This is a genomic window from Streptomyces tricolor, from assembly GCF_002155905.1.
Classification (GTDB): Bacteria; Actinomycetota; Actinomycetes; order Streptomycetales; family Streptomycetaceae; genus Streptomyces; species Streptomyces tricolor.
The window spans coordinates 1-20,350 of the sequence record NZ_MUMF01000367.1 but is presented as its reverse complement, the minus strand read 5'-3'; the positions used below and the strand labels follow the sequence as shown (position 1 = coordinate 20,350).

Here is a 20,350-nt window from a genome sequence, read left to right as displayed (position 1 = left end):
GCGCAGCAGGTCGTCCAGCGACAGCAGAGGTACGCCGAGCCGGGCGGCCTCCGCCGCGTCGACGTACGGGTCGGCGAGCGTGACCGCCAGGTCGTACGGGCGGAGCAGCTCGATCAGGCGGCGGCCGACCCGGGAGGCGCCGACGACGCCGACGCGGCGGCCGTGGTTGCCGACACCGGGGAGGATGCCGCCGTAGGGGAAGGCGCGCCGCTCGCGCAGCCGGTCGCGGAGGGCGAAGACGTCCTTCCCGGCGAGCAGGATCATGGCGAGGGTGTACTCGGCGACGGGCAGCGCGTTGGCGGCGGCGGCCGAGGAGACCGCGATGCCCCGCCGCCACACCTCGGGGGTGGTGAAGCCCTTGACCGAGCCGGCCGCGTGCAGCACGGCGCGCAGCTTCGGCGCCGCGTCCAGGACGGCGGGGTCCAGGCGGGGGCAGCCCCAGCCGGTGATGAGGACCTCGGTGCGGGCGAGGGCCTCCCGCACCCGGGGTGCGGTGAAGTCCTGGGCCACCAGAGTGGAATCGATTTCTACACACGCGCGCAGCCGAGCCAGCAGTTCCGGCGGGAAGACGAGCGGCACGTTCTGGGGCGTCATGGCGAACAGGGCCTGGGGACGCTCGGGCAAGGAAGTGGCCTTCCGGCTCGGTGACGCTGGCGGCAGCAACCGGTCTCTACCGTAGGTCGCGCCGGATGAGAGGGTCAACGGACACGCAACTCTCCTGGAGGGACGCACGGATGACCGAGACAGCGGAGACGGGGGCCCGGGACGGCGCGGGCGCACTCACCAACTGGGCGCGCACCGTCACCTACACGGCGCGCGAGTTCCACCGTCCGCGCACGCCGGAGGAGCTGGCGGCGCTGGTGCGGGACAGCATGCGGGTGCGGGTGCTCGGCAGCGGGCACTCCTTCAACCGGATAGCCGACCCGGGCCCGGACGGCATACTGATCTCGACCGCCGCCCTGCCCCGGACGATCGACGTCGACACGGCGGCGCGTACGGTCCGGGTGGCGGGCGGGGTCCGCTACGCCGAGCTGGCCCGCGTGGTCCACGCGCACGGGCTCGCCCTGCCCAACATGGCCTCGCTGCCGCACATCTCGGTGGCCGGCTCGGTGGCGACGGGCACGCACGGCTCGGGTGTGGCCAACGGTTCGCTGGCGTCGGCGGTCCGGGAGCTGGAGCTGATCACCGCGGCCGACGGCGCCGGGACGATCGGCCGGGACGACCCGCGCTTCGACGGCTTCGTGACCTCCCTCGGCGCACTCGGCGTCGTCACCGCGCTCACCCTCGACCTGGAGCCGGCCTACGAGGTGGAACAGCGGGTCTACACCGAACTTCCGCTTGACGGGCTGGACTTCGACGCCGTGGCCGCCGCCGGGTACAGCGTGAGCCTGTTCACGGACTGGCGCACGCCGGGCTTCCGGCAGGTGTGGGTCAAGCGGCGCACGGACCGGCCGGCGGTGGACTTCCCGTGGGCGGCGCCCGCGGCCGTCCCGCTGCACCCGGTGCCGGGCATGCCCGCGGGCAACTGCACCGAGCAGCTGGGGGTGCCGGGGCCGTGGCACGAGCGGTTGCCGCACTTCCGGGCGGAGTTCACGCCGAGCAGCGGGGAGGAGATCCAGTCGGAGTACCTGCTGCCGCGGCCGGCGGCCCTGGACGCGCTGCACGCGGTCGACGGCATCCGGGAGACGGTCGCCGGGGTGCTGCAGACCTGTGAGGTGCGCACGGTCGCCGCCGACGCGCAGTGGCTGAGCCCGGCCCACGGACGGGACTCGGTCGCGCTGCACTTCACCTGGGTGCGCGACGAGGCGGCGGTGCTGCCGGTGGTGCGCCGGCTGGAGGAGGCGCTGGAGCCGTTCGACCCGCGCCCGCACTGGGGGAAGGTCTTCGCGGTCCCCTCGGCCGTGCTCCGCGGGCGGTACGCACGGCTGGCGGACTTCGCGTCCCTGGTCCGCCGCACGGACCCGTCCGGCACGTTCGCCAACACCTTCGTGCGGGAACTTCTCGGCCTGCCCGGTCACGGGTAGCCGCCCCGGACTTTCTCCAGCCCCTTTCCTAACCCCTTGTCGAAAGCCCCTTCCAGCCCATAGCCTGACGCCCGCGCCGGTGCCCGAGCCGCCCCGGCCTGGACGGGTCCGGACGGGACGGGAGGGGCAGCCGCGTGAAGCGCACATCACGTGACATCCGCACCGCGAACCGCTACGAGGTGCTGCGCCAGATCATCGCCGAGTCTCCCACCTCCCGGCAGGAGCTGGCCGCGGCCACCGGGCTCAGCCTGGCCACGGTGGCCACGCTCGTCGGCGAGCTGCTGGACCTCGGCATGATCACCGAGGTGGGGTTCGAGGACTCGGCCGGGGGCCGCCCCCGGGGGCTGGTCGCCGTCAACGCGTCGGGGGGCGCGTTGATCGGCGTGGACATCGCCGAGACGTACGTCCACGTCGAGCTGTTCGACCTGGCGCTGAACGTGCTGGCCCGGGCCGACGAGGACATGCGGCCCGGGGAGAGCCGGCCGGAGCAGGTGGTCGGGCATGTCGCCGCCGCGGTCGGCTCGGTGGTCGCCCAGGCCGGCGTCGAGGCGGCCCGGGTGCTCGGCGTCGGGGTGAGCGTGCCGGGCCAGGTGGACCGGGACACCGGGGTCGCCGAGTACGCGCCCAACTGGGACTGGCACGACGTGCCGTTGCTCGACCTGCTCGCCGAGCACATCGCCTACCCGCTGTACCTGGACAATCCGCTGCGCGCCTGCGCGGTGGCCGAGCTGTGGTTCGGGGCGGCGCGGGGCCGCGGGGACGCCGTGGTGGTCAACCTCGGCACCGGGGTCGGCGCCGGTCTGGTCCTCGGCGGCGGGCTGCACCGGGGGGTGAGCAACAGCGCCGGCGAGTGGGGGCACACCACGCTCGTGCTGGACGGCCGGCTGTGCCACTGCGGCAACCACGGCTGTGTGGAGACGTACGTCGGCGCGCCCGGCATCATGCAGAACCTGCGCGAACTCAGCCCGCGGTCCCCGCTGCTGCACCCCGAGGACCAGACCGCCACCATCGACGCCCTGGCCCGCGCGGTCGCCGCGGAGGACCCGGTCGCCCTCAAGGCCGTGCGCGACACCGCCCGTTACCTCGGCGCCGGCATCGCCGATCTGGTCAATCTGCTCAACCCCGAAGTGGTCGTGCTCAGCAGCTGGGTGGCCGCCCGGCTGGGCGAGCCGCTGCTCGGGGAGGTCCGTCAGGCGGTCGCCCGGCACGCCCTGCGCCGGCCGCTGGCCGCCACCGAGATCGTCCTCTCCCCGATCCCCACCGACCCGGTGTCCCTCGGCGCGGCCACGTTCGCGCTGGAGGGGGCGCTGCAGTCCGTCGGGCAGAGGGCGGTCAAGCGCACGCAGGCAAGGAGCCGTACCGCACCGCCTTCATGACGACGGAAGGGATGCACGTGTCTCACTCCCGCCTCCTCCGACCGGTCCTCCTGACAGCCGCGACCACGCTCGCTGTCACGGGATCCCTGATGTCCGCCCCCACCGCCCAGGCCGCGCCCGCGACGGCGGAGGTCTCGCCGCACGCCGCCCAGACCATCGACAACATCGGTGCCTCCGGCGCCTGGTGGGTCAACGACCTGGCGCACTTCGACCCCGCCGTCCGGGCCCGGGTGGCCGAGCTGCTCTTCTCCCCGGACGGCCTCCACCTCAGCTCGTACCGCTACAACATCGGCGGAGGCGGCACCGGCGTGACGTACGCGCCGCGCGCTCCCCAGGACTTCCTGAAGCCGGAGGGCGGTTACGACTGGGACAGGGACGAGGCCGGCCGCTACTTCCTCCGCGCCGCCGCCCGCTACGGCGTGCGGGACCTGATCGGCTTCGTCAACAGCGCGCCCGCCCGGTGGAAGACGAACGGCAAGAGCTGCGGCGGCCATCTGAAGACGGAGAACGAGCAGGACTTCGCCCGGTACATCGCCGACGTCACCGACCACTTCGCCGAGCAGGGCGTCGAGCTGGACTACATCAGCCCCTTCAACGAGCCGACGAACAGCTTCGACAGCTGCGGCCAGGAGGGCATGCTGGTCGACGTCCCGCAGCGCGACGACATCGTGCGGGCCCTGGGTGCGGAGCAGAGGGCGCGCCACCGGAGGACCGGCATCATCGCGGACGAGTCCAGCAGCACGGTCGGCTTCAACACCGAGCTCCCGCAGTGGATGTCCCAGCCGGGCACGGCCCGGTACGTGTCCCGCCTGGCGCACCACACGTACAACAACCCCGGTGACGATCAGCGGGCGCAGGTCCACGCGACGTCGAAGTCGGTCGGCAAAGCCTCCTGGTCGACGGAGATCTGCTGCTTCGGCAAGGGCGGCACCGGCTGGGCGCAGGAGTACGACCCGACGATCGACGGCGGGCTGAACCTGTCCCGGATCATCCACAAGGACTTCGCGACCGCCCACGACTCCGCGTTCCAGTGGTGGGTGGCACTGTCGGAGATGTACGGCAGCGACCCGGAGGCCCGCAACGACAAGGGCTGGAACGACGGCCTGATCTACTACGACCCGGACTACGCCGTGAACGGCAACCAGACCCTGTACTTCACCAAGCGCTACTACGCGCTCGGCCAGTACAGCAAGTTCGTGCGGCCGGGCGCGGCCCTGCACAACGTGACCGGGGCGCCGGACGGCGTGGAGGTGACCGCCTACGACCGCAACGGCCGGTGGGTCGTCGTGGTGAACAACCACAACACCACCGACACCGCGCTGAACCTGCACTTCAACAGTGAGGCGCCGGGACGGGCCACGCGGGCGGTGCGGACCTCCGCCGACGAGAACTGGGCCGACGTGGCACGGCCGACGGTGGCCGGCGGCACCATGTCCGCGACGCTCGCGCCCCGTTCGATCACCACGTACGTGCTCCCGCAGAAGGGGCACGGCAGTTCGGCACTGACGGGTGCGCTGGTCGGCGGCCAGTCGGGCAAGTGTCTGACGGCCGACGCGTCGGGCGCCGCCATCGACACCTGCACGGGCACGGCCGGACAGGCGTGGTCGTACGACGCGCGGGGCACCCTGAGGGGCGCGAACGGCTATCTGACGGCGGCGGATTCCGGCCTGACGACTGCGCCCGCGTACCGCGGTGACGGCACCCAGCGCTGGCTGCTGAACGGCAACGGGCAGATCGTCGACGAGGCGTCGGGCCGGTGCCTGGACGTCAGCGGACAGGCGACGGCCGACGGCAGCGAGGTCATCCTGCACCGCTGCACCGGCGGTGCCAACGAGGTGTGGACCAGGCGGTAGCGCGCCCGCTCCCCCGGCCGAGGGCCGCCGGCCACTCCCTGACCCGGCGGCCCTCATCTCGCTCGCCCCGCCCGCCCGTTCGCGATGCCGAACCTCCTACAACAACTCGCACCGACTTCGTCCAACCCCTTGCCGAAGCCTTAGCCGAAGGCTAGCGTCCCGCAGCACGCCCGTTGCGGGCCGTCTGCCCGCCCAGCGGGAGAGCCGCAGTCGTACTCGAACAGAGAAGGACGTCAGCATGTCGGCACAGAGCAGCACCTGGGACCGCCGTTCGATACTCCGGGCCGCCGCGGGCCTGGCCGCCGCCGGCTCGCTCGCCGCGTGCGGCGGCAACAACGGCCGGGGCGACGGCTCCGGCTCGGGCAAGCAGCTCGTCCAGTACTTCCACGCCTACGGCGAGGCGGGCACCGAGCAGGCGATCAAGCGCTATGCGCAGGCGTACACCAAGGCCGACGTGACCACGCAGTGGATCACCGGCTCGAACTTCGAGAGCAAGCTGTTCGCGTCCCTGCTCACCGACCAGGCCCCGGACCTGTTCGAGTTCCACCCGCAGATCCAGCTCGTCAGAAGCGGCCAGGTGGCGGACCTCACCGACATCATCGAGCCGGTCAAGAGCGACTTCAACCAGGCCGACATCCAGTCGCACACGGTCGACGGCAAGATCTACGGCGTGCGGATGATCGACGACCCGCAGTTCTTCTTCTACCGCAAGTCCATGCTGGAGAAGGCGGGCGTCGAGCCGCCGCAGACCCTGGACGAGCTGATCGAGGCCGCCGCCAGGCTCACCACGAGCAAGGTCAAGGGCCTGTTCCTCGGCAACGACCTGCACGCGGTGATCAACCCGCTGATCTGGTCGGCCGGCGCCGACACCCTGAACGAGAAGAACGAGATCGCCTACCACACGGACGGCGTGGTCGAGGGCCTGAGGAAGATGCGGAAGCTCTTCACCAGCGGCGACCTGCTGCTGGACGCCCCCGCCGACTTCTGGGACCCCTCGGCGCTCAATCAGGGCCTGTGCGCGATCCAGTTCTGCGGGATGTGGGCCATGCCGCAGTTCCAGCAGACCCTCGGCGACGACCTCGGCATCATGCCGTTCCCGAAGGTCGGTGACGCGGGCCGGCCGTCCGTCTACAACGGCGGCTGGTCGATGTTCGTCAACGCCAAGGGCCGGCACGTCGACGCGGCCAAGGAGTACGTGAAGTGGCTGTGGATCGACCAGAAGAAGTACCAGGAGGACTGGGCGACCTCGTACGGCTTCCACATCCCGCCGCGCACCTCCATCGCGCGGTCGACGGACAAGCTGAAGTCGGGGCTGCCGGCCGAGGGCGTGCAGCTGTTCAACGAGTACGGGCACTTCGACAACATCGGCTGGACCCAGGCGATGATCACCGCCACGGAGAACGTCTTCGCCGACTGCGTCCGCAAGGGCGGTGACCCGGAGGCCGCGCTCGACCGGTGCGACAAGACCGTGAACGCCGAACTGAAGAAGCTGTTCGGATAGGCCGCCGGACGGATCGCACCATGTCGACGACCACCACGCGCACCGTCCCGGGCCCCGCCCCGGCCGAGCCCGCGAAGGCCCGCCCCCGGCGGGGACTGCGCGGCAGCCGCACCGTCGCCTTCTGGCTGTTCGCCGCCCCGTTCCTGATCGGGCTGACCGTCTTCGTCTACGTCCCGATCGGCTGGAGCCTCTACCTCAGCTTCTTCGAGGCCCGCTTCACCGTCACGCCCAGCGACTTCGTGGGACTGGACAACTACCGGCAGATCCTGTCGGACACGCACTTCACCGGGTCCCTCGTCACCTTCACCGTCTTCGCCGCCTTCATCGTGCCCACCACCTGGGCACTCTCCCTGGGCCTCGCCCTGCTGGTGAACCGGCTGCGCTTCATGCGGGCGTTCTACCGGTCGGTGTTCTTCCTGCCGACCGCGTGCAGCTACGTCGCGGCCTCGCTGGTCTGGAAGATGTCCCTCTTCAACGGCGTGCGCTTCGGCCTGGCCAACACCGTCCTCGGCCTGTTCGGCGTGGACAACATCGCCTGGCTCGCCAACCCCGACCCGCCCTGGTACTGGCTGGTCATCATCACCGCCCGGCTGTGGCTCCAGTCCGGCTTCTACATGATCCTTTTCCTGGCCGCGCTGCAGAACATCCCGCAGGAGCTGTACGAGGCCGCCGCCATCGACGGCGCCAAGCGCGGCTGGCAGACCTTTCGGTACATCACGCTGCCCCAGCTGCGGGCCACCTCCACGGCCGTGGTCCTGCTGCTGCTCGTGGCCGCCTACCAGGCCTTCGACGAGTTCTTCAATCTGCTGTCCAAGACGACCTGGGGCCGCCCGCCGCTGGTCGAGCTGTACTACACCGCCCTCGGCCAGGACCAGAACTACGGCAAGGGCAGCGCCGGAGCCGTGGTGCTGACCGTGCTGATCTGTGTCGTCACCCTGTTCCAGGGCAGGATCATGGGCTTCGGCAGGGGTGAGGAGTCCAAGTGACCACGACCGCACCCGAGACCGGCAAGCGCGCCCGGCGCGGCGGGGTGATGAGTTCCGCCGGCCTGTACCTCGCCACCAGCGTCGCCGCGCTGCTCTTCCTCGTCCCGTTCTACCTGATCGTCCGCAACGCCCTGTCCACCGACCCGGAGATCACCGGCGAGAACTGGAAGTTCTTCCCGGTCGACATCCAGTGGGGCAACCTCACCGAGCCGTTCGACGACCCGACGGTCGACTTCGGCCGGTCGATGTGGAACTCGCTGGTGGTCGGCGTGCTGCACACGGCCGGCACGCTGTTCGTGTGCTCGCTGGCCGGCTACGCCCTGGCCCGCATCCCCTACCGGCACGCCGACAAGGTCTTCTACGCCGTGCTGGTGACCCTGATGGTCCCGGCCGCGGTCACCTTCGTCCCCAGCTTCGTGCTGGTGTCGTCCCTCGGCTGGGTGGACAGCTACCGGGGGCTGATCGTCCCGGGTCTCTTCAGCGGTTTCACCTGCTTCCTGTTCCGGCAGTACTTCCTCGGGTTCCCGAGGGAGCTGGAGGAGGCGGCACGCGTGGACGGGCTCGGCTACTGGGGCGCGTACTGGCGTGTCGTGGTGCCGAACTCGCTGAACTTCTTCGCGGCGATCGCCACGATCACCTTCATCAACGGCTGGAACGCCTTCCTGTGGCCGCTGGTCATCGGCCAGGACCCGAGCGCCTGGACCGTCCAGGTCGCGCTGTCGTCGTACATGACCAACCAGACCGTCAACTACCACCTGATCTTCATGGCGACCGCCATCTCGATCCTGCCCCTGCTGTTCGTGTTCCTCTTCCTCCAGCGCTGGCTGGTGCAGGGGATCGCGCAGACCGGCATCAAGGGCTGAGCTAGGAGACCGATGTCTTTCCGTCCCACCGCTTACGTCGAGGACGTCTCGCCGGGCTCGGGGGCGCTGCCGCCCCGCGCCCACGCGTCCTCGGACGCCCCGTCCCTCTCCCTCAACGGCAGCTGGCGCTTCCGCCTGTCGGACACGGCCGACGCCGAGGACGACTCCTTCGCGGCGGAGGGGTACGACGCCGGTGACTGGGCGGAGGTCACGGTCCCCGGCCACTGGGTGCTCCAGGGCCACGGCTCCCCCGTCTACACCAACCACCTCTACCCGTTCCCGGTCGACCCGCCCCGGGTGCCCACGGAGAACCCGACCGGCGACCATCTGCGCGTCTTCGACCTGCCCGCGGACTGGCCGGCGGGCGGGGGTGCCGTGCTGCGCTTCGACGGCGTGGAGTCCTGCGCCCGGGTCTGGCTGAACGGCACCGAGCTGGGCGACTTCAAGGGCTCGCGGCTGCCGCACGAGTTCGCGGTCGGCCCGCTGCTGAAGCCCGCCGGCAACGTCCTGGCCGTCCGCGTCCACCAGTGGTCGGCGGGCTCGTACCTGGAGGACCAGGACCAGTGGTGGCTGCCGGGCATCTTCCGTGACGTGACGCTGCTGCACCGCCCGGCGGACGGCGTCCGGGACTTCTTCGTGCACGCCTCGTACGACCACGTGTCCGGCACCGGCACCCTCCGCGTCGACTCCGACGTGCCGGGCCGGGTCACGGTCCCGGACCTCGGCGTCGACGTCGCCACCGGGGAGCCGGTGACCGTCCCGGTCGAGCCGTGGACGGCGGAGACGCCGCGGCTGTACGACGGTGTGCTGGCCACGGCGGGCGAACGGGTGCGGCTGCGCATCGGTTTCCGCACGGTGGCAGTCGCGGACGGCCTGATCAAGGTGAACGGGCGCCCGGTGCTCTTCAAGGGCGTCAACCGGCACGAGTGGCATCCGCAGCGGGGCCGCGCCCTGGATCCGGAGACGATGCGCGAGGACGTGCTGCTGATGAAGCGGCACAACATCAACGCCGTCCGCACCTCCCACTACCCGCCGCACCCGGCCTTCCTGGACCTGTGCGACGAGTACGGCCTGTGGGTGATCGACGAGTGCGACCTGGAGACGCACGGCTTCACCGAGCAGGGCTGGCGGGACAACCCCGTCGACGACGACCGCTGGACCCCGGCCCTGCTCGACCGGGCGGCCCGCATGGTCGAGCGCGACAAGAACCACCCCTCCGTCGTGATCTGGTCGCTGGGCAACGAGGCCGGCACCGGCCGGGGCCTGACCGCGATGGCCGAGTGGATCCACGGCCGCGACCCCTCCCGGCCGGTGCACTACGAGGGCGACCCCGACTGCCGCGACACCGACCTGTACTCGCGGATGTACGCGAGCCACGCCGAGGTCGAGCGGATCGGCCGGGGCCTGGACGGCGGGCCCCGACGCCGCCGCGCACTGCCCTTCATCCTCTGCGAGTACGCGCACGCCATGGGCAACGGCCCCGGCGGACTCGCCGACTACCAGCGGCTGTTCGAGCGCCACGACCGGCTCCAGGGCGGCTTCGTCTGGGAGTGGATCGACCACGGCATCGCCCACCCCGAGCTGGGCTACGCCTACGGCGGCGACTTCGGCGAGGAGCTGCACGACGGCAACTTCGTCTGCGACGGCCTGCTGTTCCCGGACCGCCGGCCCTCCCCCGGTCTGATCGAGTACCAGAAGGTGATCGAGCCGGTCGTCCTCACCGGCGACGGCACGGCCGGCACGGTGAGGGTCGCCAACGGGTACGACTTCGCGGACCTGTCGGCGCTGGCCTTCTCGTGGTCGTACGAGGTCGAGGGCGAGCCGGTGGACTCCGGCACCCTGTCGGTGCCCGCGCTGGCGCCCGGCGAGTCCGCCGAGGTCAAGCTGCCCGCCGTACCGGCCGGGGCGCCGGCCGGCGAGGCGCACTGGACCGTCCGCGCCCGGCTCGCCGCCGACACCCCGTGGGCGCCCCGGGACCATGTCGTGGCCTGGGGCCAGATCCCGGCGTCGGCGCGGCCGGTGCCGCACGTCGCGGCGACCGCCCGGCCGGCGGCCGGTGACGGGGTGCTCACCCTCGGCCCGGCCGAGTTCGACGCCCGGACCGGGGCGCCGAGGACGATCTGCGGGGTACCGGTCACGGGTCTGCGGCTGGACGTGTGGCGGGCCACCACCGACAACGACGACGGTGCCGCCTGGCAGAGCGATCTGCGCTTCGGGCTGCTGTGGCGGGAACTCGGACTGCACCGGATGCGGCACCGCCTGGACGCGGTCGAGCCCGGAGAGGACGCGCTGACGGTCCGCACCCGGGTGGCGCCGGCCGCCCGGGAGCTGGGGCTGTCGACGGTGTACCGCTGGACGTCGGACGGCGACCGGCTCCGGCTGACCGTGTCCACCGTCCCGGACGGCGACTGGACCGTCCCGCTGCCCCGCCTCGGCATCCGCTTCGGACTGCCCGCGGCCGACCGGGTGCGCTGGTACGGCGGTGGCCCCGGCGAGGCCTACCCGGACACCCGGACGGCGGCGCGGATCGGGCGCTGGCAGTCGACCGTGGACGAGTTGCAGACGCCGTACGTCCGCCCCCAGGAGAACGGTGCCCGGATCGACGTGCGCTGGGCGGAGCTGGGCGGCCTGCGCATCGAGGGCGACCCGGCGTTCTTCCTCACCGCGCGCCGCTGGACCACCGAGCAGCTGGACGCGGCGGCCCACCGCACCGACCTGGTGCCGGGCCCCACCGTCTGGGTCAACCTGGACCACGGCCAGCACGGCATCGGCTCCCAGTCCTGCGGCCCGGCCCCACTGCCCCGGTACCACCTGCGGGCCGAGCCGGCGGAGTTCTCGTTCGTCTTCTCCCCGACGGACAACGGTTCCCCAACCTCCCTTTGAAAACAGCGCAGTTGACGTGACCATGGGTCGCATGCGACCCATGGGACGACTCCTCGGCGCCCTCGCCGCCGGCCTGCTGACCGTGTCCGGACTCACCGCCTCCGCCGGTACGGCACAGGCCGCCGGCTCCGGGAGCTTCAGCGTCTTGACGTACAACGTGGCCGGGCTGCCGGAAGGGCTCAGCTCCAGTCATCCGGCCACCAACACGCCGCTGATCTCACCGCGGTTGGCCGGCTACGACATCGTCAACGTCCAGGAGGACTTCAACTACCACGCGGCGCTCTACGCCGACGACCACCACCCCTACCGCACGGCGACCAGCGGCGGCGCCGGCTTCGGCGACGGCCTCAACACGCTGTCCGACCGCCCGTTCGAGGACTTCGAGCGGGTGCGGTGGAACGACTGCACCGGCACCGACTGCCTGACACCCAAGGGCTTCACCCTGGCCCGGGTACGGCTCGCCGAAGGCGTCTTCGTCGACCTGTACAACGTGCACACCAACGCCGGCGACACCGACGCCGCCCTGGCCGCGCGCCGTGCCAACATCGCGCAGCTGTCGGCCTTCGTCCGGGCCAACTCGGCGGGCAACGCGGTGATCGTGATGGGCGACACCAACACCCGGTACACCCGCGCCGGCGACACCATCCGCACCCTCGTCGCCGACAACGGCCTGACCGACGCCTGGGTGCAGCTGGCCAAGGGGGGTACGGCCCCCGCGCAGGGCGCCGACCCGCTGCTGTGCCCGGCCTCCGCGCCGCCCGACGACTGCGAGGTGGTCGACAAGATCCTCTACCGCGGCAGCGACCTCGTCTCCCTGACCGCGACCCGCTACCACGACGAATGGGCGTCCTTCCTGGACGCGGCCGGCGGCAACCTCTCCGACCACTTCCCGCACACCGTGGACTTCTCCTACACGCCCAACCCGCGGCTGCGGGCGAGCGACTTCTTCGGCGGGCCGCACGGCACGGCCTTCAACGACGCCGACGACCTCCCGGCCGCACCGGCTCCGCGCACTCTCACGCTGCGCGGCGGCGCCCGCCTGGACGCCGTGTCCCTGGCCCACGACGGCGGTACCGTCCTCGGCCACGGCGGCACCGGCGGTACGGCCGCCTCCCTCACCCTGGCCGCCGGGGAGCACCTCACCTCGGTGCGGCTCAGCCAGGGCCGGAAGGACGGCCGTACCCGCGTCTCCTCGGCCGCCTTCACCACCGACCGGGGCCGCGGCCTCGCGGCGGGCACCCCGACCGCGGACACCACCACCTTCACGGCCCCCGCCGGCTGGCAAATCGTCGGCTTCACCGGCCGCTCGGGCACCGAGATCGACAAGCTGGGGGTGCTGTACGCGCCGATCGGCTGAGCCGGACCGCCCACCTTTCCTAGATGCTCTAGGCTATGCCCTAGGAACCCAAGGGAGGTGGGCCCGTGGCCCGGGCGGGACTCAGTGTCGAGCGGCTGGTGGCCGCCGCTGCGGAGCTGGCAGACGAGGCCGGCTTCGACCAGCTCAGCATCTCCGCGCTGGCCCGCCGCTTCGGCGTCAAGGACGCGAGTCTGTACTCGCACGTCCGCAACCTCCAGGACCTGCGCACCCGGCTCGCGCTGTACGCGGGCGGCGAGCTGATCGACCGGATCGCGGCGGCCGTGGCCGGCCGGTCGGGCAAGGAGGCGCTGACGGCGTTCGCCGGCGCGTACCGGGACTACGCCCTGGAGCACCCGGGCCGCTACGCGGCCACCCAGATCCGCATCGACCAGTCCCTGATCGCCGACTCCCCCGCACTGCTGCGCACCGCGCAGATCACCTACGGCATGCTGCGCGCGTACGGCCTTCAGGAGCCGGACCTGACGGACGCGGTGCGCCTGCTGCGCAGCACCTTCCACGGCTACTGCGTCCTGGAGAGCGCGGGCGGCTTCGGCGCGGACCGGGACGTACGGGCCTCCTGGGACAAGGCGGTCGACGCCCTGCACCTCGCCCTCACGCACTGGCCCCGGGAGAAGACGAGCGATGACTGACACCCTGCACTACGACGTCACGGGCCGCGGTCCGGTACTGCTGCTGGTGCCGGGCGGCGCCGGGCATCCGATGGGCCTCGGGCCGCTGACCGAGCGGCTGGCCAGGCGCTTCACCGTGGTGACGTACGACCCGCTGGGCCTCGCGCACGGACGGCTCGGCCGCCCGGTCGCCGAGCAGCGGGTCGCCGACTGGAGCGAGGGCGCGCGGCGGGTGCTGGCCGAGGTGCTGCCCGGCGGCGCGTCGGCGTCCGTGTGCGGCACCAGCTCCGGTGCCCTCGCGGTCCTGGACCTGCTGGCCCGGTACCCGGAGCGGCTGGCGCACGTGGTGGCGCACGAGCCGCCGTGCGTGACGGTCCTGCCGGACGGGGCGGCACGGCGGGCCGAGCTGATCGGCCGGCTCGACGGCCCGGAACGGCCGCCCGCCGAAGGCGAGTCGGCGACCCCGATGGGGGTCTTCCTGGCCCGGGTGCTGCGCCCGTTCACCACGTACACGCCCGCCGCTCCCCCGGCCCCGGACCGGCTCACGATCGCCGCCGGCGCCGACTCGCGCGGTCAACTCCTGTACCGCACGGCCGAGTCGCTCGCCGGGCGGCTGGGGTGCGGTTTCGCCGAGTTCCCGGGCGGGCATCTCGGGGCGCTGGATCACCCCGAGGAGTTCGCCGACGCGCTCGCCGAGGCGCTGCGCTCCAGCGCGCGGACCTCGGCGTAGGAGGGGGTCGTACCGGCCGGGGCGCGCCCGGCCGCGATGTCGGCCAGGGCGTCCAGGGCCGCGCCGAGCGCCCGCCGGTACAGCAGCGAGCCGAGGCTGACGCGGCGCACACCGAGATCGGCGAGGCGGGCGAGGGCGGGCCCGGTGGGCGAGTAGAGGACGTTGAGGGGGACGGCGGTGTGCCGGACCAGGGCCGCGATCCGCTCGGGGTCGGTCAGCCCCGGCACGAACACCCCGTCCGCGCCCGCCTCCTGGTAGGCGTCGAGCCGGCGCAGGGTGTCCGCCTCGTCGCCGTCGCCCGACCAGTACGTGTCCGTACGGGCGTTGACGAACAGACCGGGTACGGCCGCCTTCACCGCGGCGATCTTCGCCGCGTGCCGGTCCGCCGGCCCGAGGCCGTCCTCCAGGTTGATGCCCACGGCTCCCACGGTCCACAACTGCCGTGCCAGCTCGGCCACTTCGTCCGGGTCGTCACTGAAGCCGTCCTCGGCGTCGACGGAGAGGAGATACGGCTCGGAGCCGAGGGTCAGGGCGAGCCGGACGGTGTGCTCGCGGGTCGCCGCCGCCCCGTCGGGCAGGCCGACGGCCGCCGCGACCGCCAGGCTCGTCGTGGCGATCGCCGGGAAACCCCGGGCGGCGAGGGCGGCGGCCGAGGCGTGGTCCCAGGCGTTGGGCAGCAGCAGCGGTTCGCCCGGACGGTGGTGGAGGCCGGCGAAGGAGGGGGCCGGGGCGGGAGCGGGCTGTGCGGTCATACGGCCACGCTAACCCCGGGACTGTTCGGCGCCCGCCGAACCGTTCTCGGGGCGACCGCTCCCCCGAGCCGCGCGCGTCGGGGATGATGAGGCATGCGACCGGACGACTGGCACCTCACGGAAGACGTCGACGACGTTCTCGCCCGAGCCGGAGACTTCCTGCGCTCGCGCCCCGCCCTGCACAACACGCCGCTGACGACGATCGAGAAACTGCGCACACGCCGCGCGGACGCACCCGGCACCGAAGCCACCGTCTTCGGCCTGCTGGAGTCGGGAGGCGAGGTCCGGGCCCTCTGCTACCGCCTGCCGACCCACCGCCTGACCCTCACCCCCCTCTCCCCCGAGCAGGCCGACGCCCTGGCCGTCCGGCTGGCCGGCCACGGCCACCGCCTCTCCGGCGTCACCGCGGACCGTGACACCGCCACCGCCTTCGCCGAGGCCTGGCGGCGGCACGCGGACGCGGTACCGGAGCACACCTGGCAGGGCCGCCTGTACCGGCTCGGGACGCTCACTCCGCAGGAGCCGTTCCCGCCGGGCCGGGGCCGGCTCGTGGGCGAGCAGGACCATGCGCAACTCCTGCTCTGGTGCGGCGAGTTCGTCGCCGACGTGGGAGAGGCCCCGTCCATCGACGCCGATTCCTGGGCCGGCTCGCGCTTCGCGGACAAACGCTTCACGTTCTGGGAGATGCCGGACGGCACCCCGGTCTCCATGGCGGGCTCCACCGCGATGGTCGGCGGCATGGTCCGGGTGGACCCCGTCTACACCCCGGCCCGTCTCCGGGGCCGCGGCTACGCGGGTGCCGTGACGGTGGAGGTGAGCCGGGCCGCGCTGGCGGCGGGCGCGACGGACGTCGTCCTGTTCACCCACCCCGCCAACCCCACCAGCAACGCGCTCTACCAGCGCCTCGGATACGTCCCGATCGCCGACTTCGCCGGGTACACCTTCTGACACCCGCCGCGGCGCCGCCGGCCTGCCCCCTAGCGAGGCGCCACCGACCACGACGAGCCCGCGGACGCCCCGTCCGGCGCCGTGAACCGGAAGGCGGCGGCCTCGCCCGAGGCCCAGCTCACCCGGACCTCGTAGCCCTCGTCCTCGGCGGCATCCCCCCGCACCGCCACGGACACCAGCTCCGCGAGCGGCAGCGGGTCCGGCTCCCCGGTGAGCCGGGCGAGCGCCACGAAGAGCGTGGCCCCGCCCTGACCGGTCGTCCCGGTCAGCTCCGCCGACAGGCCGCTGACCGGGGCGAGTTCGGCCCGTACGCCCCGCCCGGCCGGCCAGCCCGTCACCCGTACCGGCGTCCCGGGCGCCGCGCCCGCCACCAGATGGGCCCGCACCTCGACGGCGCCCCGGACCACCACCAGGCTGGTGACGCCGACCCCGCCGCCCCCGGTGTGCCGGGAGGCGATCCATCCCTCGCCCGTGCCGAGCGGCTCGATGCCCGTACGGCTCGGATCGCCGCCGACGATCACGCTGTTGTCGCGGGAACCGCTGTCGTGCGACGGCGCGGTGGCGGTCGAGTAGGCGAGCCGGGTGTAGTAGGGGTCGTAGCGGACGTCCTCGCTGCCGTGGTTGTGCAGCCGGACCAGGCCGTCCGAACGGGTGGACTGGAGCAGCCAGTTGGGCACGGGCACGGGGTGGGCCCGGTCCGCGCGGTCGGCCGGGGCCGGGGTCTCGCGTGCCGTCCACACCTCGTGCTCCGGCGGCAGCAGCAGGCCGAGGAAGCCCTTGCTCGCCCAGTACGGCGAGGCGGGGCCCGAGTAGTTCTGTGCCAGGGACACGTCGGGGCCTAGCCAGCCGAGCGGCAGCAGGCCCCGCCCGTCGACCGCGCCGCCGTCGAGGAAGTACCGCAGCGCGCCGGAGGCCAGGCGCCGGGTCTCGCCCGGGGGCAGGGGGGTGTGTCCGGTCAGGGCGCCGAGCCAGAGGGGTGCCGTCGTCGCGAAGCGGTAGGTGAGCGAGCGGCCCTGGTGCACCGGTGCGCCGTCGGCGCCGAACAGGCGGGCGTAATCGCCGAGGTGGCGGGAGAGCCGCCGGCCGTACCGGGCGAGCAGATCGCCGTCGCCCGCGAGCCAGGCGTGCAGGACCGGGTACAGGTGCAGGGCCCAGCCGTTGTAGTAGTCGAACTTCCGGCCGTCGCCGTCCGTGTACCAGCCGTCGCCGAGGTACCAGCCCTCGATCCGGTCCAGCCCCCGGTCGATCGCCTTGCGCGCCGCCTCCTCGCGGTGGCCGATCTCCGCGAGGAAGCCGCCGACGGTGACCGGGAACAGCTCCCAGTTGCACGGCCAGGGTTCGGCGGTGAGCGCGTCCGCCAGCCAGCCGGCGGTCCGCTGGCGCACCGCGTCGTCCAGGCGGTCCCACAGCAGCGGCCGGGTGAGCCGCAGGGCGAGCGCGATCGAGGCGGCCTCGACCAGCGGCTGGCCGCGGTCCGTGATCCGGGGCCACACCCCGCCCGGTCCGGCCGCGAGGCCCTCGGCGTACCGGCCGAGCGCGGTCTCGTCGCGGCGGAACGCGGCCAGCAGCAGGGTACGGGCGTACCCTTCGAGCCCGTCGGAGAGGTGCCCGGAGTGGCTCATATGGTCGCCGGGCAGGTGGTAGAGGGCGCGGTCGGGGGTGGCGTACGGCGCGACGGCGGCGAGCAGGGCGTCGGCGGCGGCCTCCCAGTGGGCGCGGGTGTAGCCGGTGTACGGGCTCGCTGCGCGGTCGTCGGCGGGCAGTTCGATCACGGCGGTGGCTGTCCTTCCTCGCGGGACCCGGGACGCCCCGGTTCCGGTCGGGGCGCCCCGGGCGTTCATCCCACCCGTACCGTGCCCGCGGGCACCAGATGCCGGGCGAGCAGTTCGTCGCGGACCAGCTCCGCGTAGCGGGTGGCGCCGTGCACGGAGGTGTGCGTGTTGTCGCGCTTCTCGTCGTAGAGGTAGAGCAGCTTCGAGCCCTCCACGCCGAGGGACTCCACCAGCGCCCTGGTCTTCGCCGTGAGGTCGATCAGCGGGACGCGGTGGGCGGCGGCGACCGAGCGGACGACGGCCGGGTGGTCGACGCCGAGGCCGTTGACCAGCAGGGCGGTGGGGTTGTTCAGGGTGCCGTCCGCGGTGAACCAGCGGCGCACGATCGGGGTGACGAGCACCGGCTCGCCGCCCCGCTCCCGGATGCCGGCCACCAGCGTCTCCAGGTTGCCGCGGTAGGTGGCCTCGTCGGTGGTCTTGTCGTTGTGGGCGAGTTGGACGAGAACCAGGTCGCCGGGCCGGATCCGCTGCCGGACGGCGGCCCACAGCCGCGCGTTGCGGAGGTAGCTGACCGTGCTCTCCCCGGAGTCGGCGTGGTTGGCGACGGACAGGCCCTGGCGCAGGTACTGCGGCAGCTGCTGGCCCCAGCCGGAGTAGGGGTCGCCGGGCTGGTCGCAGACCGTGGAGTCGCCGATGAGGAGGATCCGGCGGGCGTGCCGGGCGGGGGTGACCCGGATGCCGGCGAGCGCGGGCGCGGAGCCGCCGAGCGCCAGGTCAAGACCGGGGGTTCCGTCGGGGCCGGTCGGTTCGCCCTCGGGGGTGCGGACGTCGACGGTGAAGCCGCGGGTGACGCGCTCGCCGGCCGCCACGGCCGTCTCCGGGAGGAGTGAGCGCCGGGTCTCGCCGGTGACGCGGGTGCTGGACGCCTTCGCGCCGCCGAGCCGGACGGTCACGTCGTAGGTGCCGGGCGGGACGTCGAAGTGGCAGGCGGTGGCCGTGCAGTTCTCGATGCCGAGCGGCCGGCCGCCGTGCGCCTGGGCGGGGGCCGCGGTCAGGGCGGTGCCCAGGGCGGCCGGCACCAGCAGGGCGGCTGTGACACGTCTCATGAGCGGCTCCTCCGTCGGTCGGACCTCGGCCGAGCCGAGACGGTACCGCTCGGGACAAGCGCTTTCTAGACCTCGGCAGGATTTCACACAATCACCGACTCCGGAACTGTGAAAGCCCTTTCGCGAATGCGCGTCAACTGTCACTCTGCCTCACACCGCACCCCCCGGACCTCCCGAAGGAGGCACCCCCATGCCCGGATCTCCCGACAGCGCGGTCACCCGCCGCGCCTTCGTCGTCGGCGCCGCTGCCGCCGCCGGTTCGGCCGCCCTCGCCGGCCCGCTCGCAGGCGCCGCGTCCGCCGCCGGCTTCGGCTGGAGCGACGACGGCTCGCACTACGTGGTCGACACCGGCGCGGACCTGGTCTTCAAGGTCGGCAAGACCAACGGCGACCTGACCTCGCTGGTCTACAAGGGCACCGAGTACCAGGGCTACGGCGGCAAGAACTCGCACATCGAGTCCGGCCTCGGCAGCTCCACCGTCGGCATCAGGCAGTCCGGTGCGACGATCCTGGTCTCCGTCGCCCACGGCACGCTCCGGCACTACTACGCGGCCCGCAGCGGCGAGAACAACGTGTACCTGTGGACCCACAAGGCCGACTCCTCGGTCAGCGCGACCCGGTACATCCTGCGGGTCAAGGCGGGGATGTTCCTCAACGACCAGCCGGACTCCTACACCTACGCGCCCACCACCGTCGAGGCCGCGGACGTCTTCCGGAAGGCCGACGGGCAGACCCGCTCCAAGCACTACGCGAGGCTCCGGGCCATCGACTACGACTACACCGGCTGGAGCACCGGCGGCGTCGGCCTGTGGATCGTGCGCAGCAACCACGAGAAGGCCTCCGGCGGCCCCTTCTACCGCTCGCTGCTGCGCCACCAGAGCGCCGACGGCGGCGGGCTGTACGAGATCCTGTACTACGGCGAGAACCAGACCGAGGCCGAGCGGTACGGCCTCCAGGGCCCGTACGTCATCGCGTTCACGGACGGCGGGGCGCCCTCGTCCGCCCTGTACCACGGCATGCTGACCACTCCGTGGGCCGACTCCCTCGGCCTCTCGGGGTACGTCCCGGACAGCGGCCGGGGCCGGGTCGCCGGGGTCGGCATCGCGGGCCGGGACACGGCGTACCCGTACACCGTGGGGCTGGCCAACGCGGCGGCGCAGTACTGGAGTGCGGCCCGCGCCTCCGACGGCTGGTTCTCGATCCCGCGCGTCCTGCCGGGCACGTACACGCTGACCGTCTACAAGGGCGAACTCGCCGTCCACAGCACCCGGGTGACCGTGGCCGCCGGCGCGACGACCGCCCTCAACACGATCACGATCCCGGCGTCCGGCGACCCGTCCGCCGCGCGCGCGATCTGGCGGATCGGCGACTGGAACGGCACCCCGAGCGGATTCAAGAACGCGGACCTGATGACGTACGCCCATCCGTCCGACGTGCGGGCCGCGCCCTGGACCGGCAACGTGGTGATCGGCAGCGGCACGGAGACCTCCGCCTTCCCCTGCTACCTGTGGAAGGACGTCAACAGCGGCCTGCTGGTCCACTTCCGGCTCACCGCCGCGCAGGCCGCCGCC

The 20,350-nt window shown here is 72.7% G+C and carries 16 protein-coding genes; 12 read left to right on the top strand and 4 right to left on the bottom strand.

The window, feature by feature from the left end; genetic code table 11:
- On the bottom strand, window positions 1–624 hold a 624-nt coding region (locus CCN44_RS25330), incomplete at its 3' end, for an NAD(P)-dependent oxidoreductase (RefSeq protein ID WP_276329125.1).
- Between the two features lie 110 nt (window positions 625–734).
- Here CCN44_RS25330 and CCN44_RS25325 point away from each other — a divergent pair.
- From CCN44_RS25325 to CCN44_RS25280, 10 genes are all read left to right on the top strand, one after another.
- Window positions 735–2,024: an FAD-binding protein gene (locus CCN44_RS25325; protein WP_086699823.1), complete on the top strand. Its 1,290-nt coding sequence runs from the start codon at window positions 735–737 to the stop codon at window positions 2,022–2,024.
- A 134-nt stretch (window positions 2,025–2,158) separates the two neighbouring features.
- Entirely contained in the window at window positions 2,159–3,400 is a 1,242-nt protein-coding gene (locus CCN44_RS25320) for an ROK family transcriptional regulator (RefSeq protein WP_059253725.1), read from the top strand.
- 11 nt (window positions 3,401–3,411) lie between these two features.
- Complete coding sequence (locus CCN44_RS25315; RefSeq protein WP_086699820.1) at window positions 3,412–5,253, top strand: glycoside hydrolase; 1,842 nt, start codon at window positions 3,412–3,414, stop codon at window positions 5,251–5,253.
- A gap of 238 nt (window positions 5,254–5,491) precedes the next feature.
- Complete coding sequence (locus CCN44_RS25310) at window positions 5,492–6,754, top strand: ABC transporter substrate-binding protein (protein ID WP_086699817.1); 1,263 nt, start codon at window positions 5,492–5,494, stop codon at window positions 6,752–6,754.
- Between the two features lie 20 nt (window positions 6,755–6,774).
- Window positions 6,775–7,740, top strand: coding sequence for a carbohydrate ABC transporter permease (locus CCN44_RS25305; protein ID WP_086699815.1), 966 nt, complete (start codon window positions 6,775–6,777; stop codon window positions 7,738–7,740).
- A complete protein-coding gene (locus CCN44_RS25300; protein WP_059253718.1) occupies window positions 7,737–8,603 on the top strand; it encodes a carbohydrate ABC transporter permease in 867 nt (288 codons plus the stop codon). The genes CCN44_RS25305 and CCN44_RS25300 overlap by 4 nt, the downstream gene beginning before the upstream one ends.
- Window positions 8,604–8,615: 12 nt before the next feature.
- The gene (locus CCN44_RS25295; protein ID WP_059253716.1) at window positions 8,616–11,486 is read left to right on the top strand and encodes a glycoside hydrolase family 2 TIM barrel-domain containing protein; all 2,871 of its coding nucleotides are present in this window, start codon (window positions 8,616–8,618) and stop codon (window positions 11,484–11,486) included.
- 40 nt (window positions 11,487–11,526) lie between these two features.
- Complete coding sequence (locus tag CCN44_RS25290; protein ID WP_086699812.1) at window positions 11,527–12,843, top strand: jacalin-like lectin; 1,317 nt, start codon at window positions 11,527–11,529, stop codon at window positions 12,841–12,843.
- Window positions 12,844–12,908: 65 nt separating this feature from the next.
- A complete protein-coding gene (locus CCN44_RS25285) occupies window positions 12,909–13,493 on the top strand; it encodes a TetR/AcrR family transcriptional regulator (protein ID WP_059253712.1) in 585 nt (194 codons plus the stop codon).
- Window positions 13,486–14,202, top strand: a complete 717-nt coding sequence (locus CCN44_RS25280) for an alpha/beta fold hydrolase (protein ID WP_086699809.1) — start codon at window positions 13,486–13,488, stop codon at window positions 14,200–14,202. Before CCN44_RS25285 ends, CCN44_RS25280 begins: the two co-directional genes overlap by 8 nt.
- Here the strand turns inward: CCN44_RS25280 and CCN44_RS25275 are convergent.
- The gene (locus tag CCN44_RS25275) at window positions 14,136–14,954 is read right to left on the bottom strand and encodes an isocitrate lyase/PEP mutase family protein (protein WP_086699806.1); all 819 of its coding nucleotides are present in this window, start codon (window positions 14,952–14,954) and stop codon (window positions 14,136–14,138) included. The two genes, CCN44_RS25280 and CCN44_RS25275, sit on opposite strands and share 67 nt — an antisense overlap.
- Before the next feature lie 93 nt (window positions 14,955–15,047).
- On the opposite strand from CCN44_RS25275, the gene CCN44_RS25270 reads away from it, so the two are divergent.
- Window positions 15,048–15,902 (top strand): GNAT family N-acetyltransferase, encoded by an 855-nt coding sequence (locus CCN44_RS25270; protein WP_086699803.1) that lies wholly within the window; start codon window positions 15,048–15,050, stop codon window positions 15,900–15,902.
- 29 nt (window positions 15,903–15,931) lie between these two features.
- Here CCN44_RS25270 and CCN44_RS25265 read toward each other — a convergent pair whose 3' ends face one another.
- Both CCN44_RS25265 and CCN44_RS25260 read right to left on the bottom strand, forming a co-directional pair.
- Window positions 15,932–17,671: a DUF2264 domain-containing protein gene (locus CCN44_RS25265; protein ID WP_208639837.1), complete on the bottom strand. Its 1,740-nt coding sequence runs from the start codon at window positions 17,669–17,671 to the stop codon at window positions 15,932–15,934.
- A 68-nt stretch (window positions 17,672–17,739) separates the two neighbouring features.
- Complete coding sequence (locus tag CCN44_RS25260) at window positions 17,740–18,780, bottom strand: rhamnogalacturonan acetylesterase (protein WP_086699797.1); 1,041 nt, start codon at window positions 18,778–18,780, stop codon at window positions 17,740–17,742.
- 190 nt (window positions 18,781–18,970) lie between these two features.
- Here CCN44_RS25260 and CCN44_RS25255 point away from each other — a divergent pair.
- A partial coding sequence (locus tag CCN44_RS25255) for a rhamnogalacturonan lyase B N-terminal domain-containing protein (RefSeq protein WP_086699794.1) occupies window positions 18,971–20,350 on the top strand: 1,380 nt, incomplete at its 3' end.